Annotated in this window: 3 protein-coding genes; all 3 read left to right on the top strand. The window is 67.4% G+C overall.

Translation table 11 applies throughout. The features are described 5' to 3' along the window. The first annotated feature begins 145 nt into the window (after nt 1-145). The gene (locus ACRDUX_RS28410; RefSeq protein WP_526418777.1) at nt 146-757 is read left to right on the top strand and encodes a TetR/AcrR family transcriptional regulator; all 612 of its coding nucleotides are present in this window, start codon (nt 146-148) and stop codon (nt 755-757) included. A 178-nt stretch (nt 758-935) separates the two neighbouring features. Next, nucleotides 936-2,447, top strand: a complete 1,512-nt coding sequence (locus tag ACRDUX_RS28405) for an LCP family protein (protein WP_526418775.1) — start codon at nt 936-938, stop codon at nt 2,445-2,447. Between the two features lie 10 nt (nt 2,448-2,457). Next, nucleotides 2,458-3,043 (top strand): uridine kinase family protein (locus ACRDUX_RS28400; protein ID WP_526418774.1); only part of this gene is annotated, 586 nt, incomplete at its 3' end.

Here is a 3,043-nt window from a genome sequence, read left to right as displayed (position 1 = left end):
GCACCGGAATGGGTCCGAGCTCCTGGCCCGCCCGGTTCGCGCGGGGGGTCGATGTCGTCGATGCGGTCACAGGATTCTCCGATCGGTTGGCTAGGCGACTGCTGTAGTCAATCGACTACAGGCCTCGTGCCGTTAGTGTAGTCAGATGACTACAAAGGGGGCAACGCGTGCCACGAAGGACGAACAGTCGCCGGTCGGGCGTGACGAGGTCGTCGCGGCGGTACTGACCCATGCTGCCGACCTGTTCGCCGAACGAGGGCCCGCCGCCACGTCCATCCGCGACGTGGCGACCAGGTCGGGGGTCAACCACGGGCTGATATTCCGCCATCTCGGGACCAAGGATCAGCTGGTGGGGGCCGTTCTCGAACACCTGGCCCAGCAGACGTCGGCACTGCGCGAGTCCGGCGGGTCGCGGGCGACCATCGAGGCGCAGAGCCAGCGCCACTGGAAGGTGCTGGCGCGGGCCATCCTGGACGGTTTCCCCGTCGGTGAACTTCAGCAGCGCTTCCCCGGCGCAACGATGCTGGTCGACGTCGCGCGGGACCTCCATCCCACCGACACCGAAGCGCGCATCGCGGCCGCGAATACCCTTGCCCTGCAACTGGGTTGGCGACTGTTCGAGCCGTTCCTCCGGTCGGCGACGGGGCTCGGTGGCTTGACCGAGACCAAGCTGCGAGAGGTCGTCGACACCTGTGCCGCTGGCCTTCTCGGCGCTACGCCGACTGGCGGGTCACCGATCGATGGATCTACTGTGTGAAGGGTGTACGGCCGGGTGTGACCTAGCCACCGTTGCGGCCGATCAACGCTGATCACGGCTGCACGCCGACGGTGACTGTCACCACATTCTCAGCCAAGTCTCAAGGTTCCTCGCGCATGGTGAGGATGGCGACGAATCGAAGGCGGCGGTGATGAGCGGACGGGCGCGTCGTCATTCCATGCCGACACGATCCCGCTGGTCGTGGCCCGCCGTGCGCCGGCCACGCAGGTCGGAGCTCCTGCGCGCCGGCGCGGCACTGATGACTACCCTGGTGTTGGTCGCCACGGGCGCCGGCTGGTGGACCTTTCACGGCCTGCTGAGCGGGATCACGGTGTCGCAGGCGTTGGGCGCCGACGCGCCGCGGTCCACTGGCACCGCGGTCAACATCCTTCTGATCGGTCTGGATTCCCGCAAGGATCAGAACGGCAACGACCTGCCGCAGGACGTGTTGGACCAACTGCACGCGGGTGACTCGACGTCGGGTGGCTACAACACCAACACGCTGATCTTGGTGCACCTGGCCGCGGACGGCGGTGTCCAGGCGTTCTCCATTCCTCGCGATGACTACGTGAACGTGTCGGGAATCGTGCCGGGGAACCGTCACATCAAGATCAAGGAGGCCTACGGGCTGACCAAGGCGAACGCGGAGCAGAAGCTCGCCGACGACGGCGTCACCGACCAGGCCACCTTGGAGACCCAGGGCCGTGAGGCGGGCCGCAAGGCGACGTTGGCGGTGGTGCGGGCACTGACGGGCGCGCCAATCGACTACTTCGCCGAGGTCAACCTGGCCGGTTTCTACGACGTCGCCGGCAGCCTCGGTGGAGTCGACGTCTGCCTGAACCACGCCGTGCACGACGACTACTCCGGCGCCGACTTCCCCGCCGGGCGTCAGACATTGGACGCCCAACAGGCCCTCGCCTTCGTCAGACAGCGCCACGGCCTCGACAACGGGGATCTGGACCGCACCCACCGACAGCAGGCGTTTCTGATCTCCGTCATCCGGCAGCTGCAGGATTCCGGAACTTTCACCGACGTGGGAAAGCTGAACGCGCTCATGGACATTGCGCGCCAAGACATCGTGCTCTCCAGCGGATGGAATCAGGACCTGTTCCAACGCATCGGCGAGCTCGCAGGCGGGCACGTGCAGTACCAGACGTTGCCGGTACTGCGATATGACACGGTCGGCGGCCAGGACGTCAACATCGTCGACCCCTCGGCGATCCGCGCCCTGGTCGCCACCACCTTCGCCGACGGCTCGTCCCCGCCGACGCCCATTCCGGCGTCCGACGTCACCGTCGACGTGGTCAATGGCAGTGGCGTGAAGGGCCTTGCCACCGAGGCGTCGAACGTGTTGAGCCACAATGGATATCAAGCGGGCGAGCTCAGCCTTGCGCCTTCCGGCGAGTCTTCGACCACGGCCATCGAATACGGCGCCAGCGGCTCCTCAGCCGCTCAATCCGTCGCGACGATGCTCGACGTCGCCACGCCCCCACAACCCCGTTCCGACGTGGCCGCCGGACACGTCCGCGTCGTACTGGGCAGCGGGTACACCCTTCCCGCGGATATCGGCAGCCTCGCCACCGCGCCCTCCGGGGGCGAATCGCTTGGCATCGACGTCGGCGGCACGGACTCTCCGACTCCCGACCAGGGTGCTCCCATCACGGGCAGCGGCATCCCCTGCGTGAACTGAGCAAATTCCGTTGCCTACCAACGCAGATCGCGCCGGGACGCTGCGATCCGTCGCAGGCCGCGTTCCCTCGTCCGACGACGGTCGCTGTGTGCGGGTGGCCGTCGACGGGCCGGACGGCGCGGGCAAGACCCGGTTCGCCGACGATCTCGCCAAGGTGGTGCACGAGGCGGGCCGACCGGTCGTGCGCATCTCCGTCGACGGCTTCCACAATGCCAGGGCCATGCGTTATCGGCGGGGCCGCGACTCTCCCGAGGGGTTCTGGTTGGACTCCTATGACTACGCGCGCTTTCGGCTCGACGTGCTCGACCCGTTCGGCCCGGGCGGATCACGGCGCTACCGACCAGCAGCCCGTGACGTCGGCACCGATACGCCGCTGGCCCCCGAACCCCAGGCTGCCGAGCCGGGTTCGGTACTCGTCGTCGACGGAATCTTCCTGCACCGTGACGAACTCGTCGACGCCTGGGATCTCTCGGTGTTCCTCGACGTGCCCTTCTCCGAGACCGCCCGCCGCATGGCGGTGCGCGACGGGACCGACCCTGATCCCGAGCACCCAAGGACGCGGCGCTACGTCGAAGGCCAGCGGCTGTACTTCGAGG

This window comes from Mycobacterium sp., from assembly GCF_050701675.1.
Lineage (GTDB): Bacteria > Actinomycetota > Actinomycetes > Mycobacteriales > Mycobacteriaceae > Mycobacterium.
This window is presented reverse-complemented; position numbering and strand designations above follow the sequence as displayed.

Excerpts from the sequence above, each read along its gene's own strand:
- ACRDUX_RS28410 (WP_526418777.1), top strand. The coding sequence starts at position 146 with ATGACTACAAAGGGGGCAACGCGTGCCACGAAGGACGAACAGTCGCCG.
- ACRDUX_RS28405 (WP_526418775.1), top strand. The coding sequence starts at position 936 with ATGCCGACACGATCCCGCTGGTCGTGGCCCGCCGTGCGCCGGCCACGC.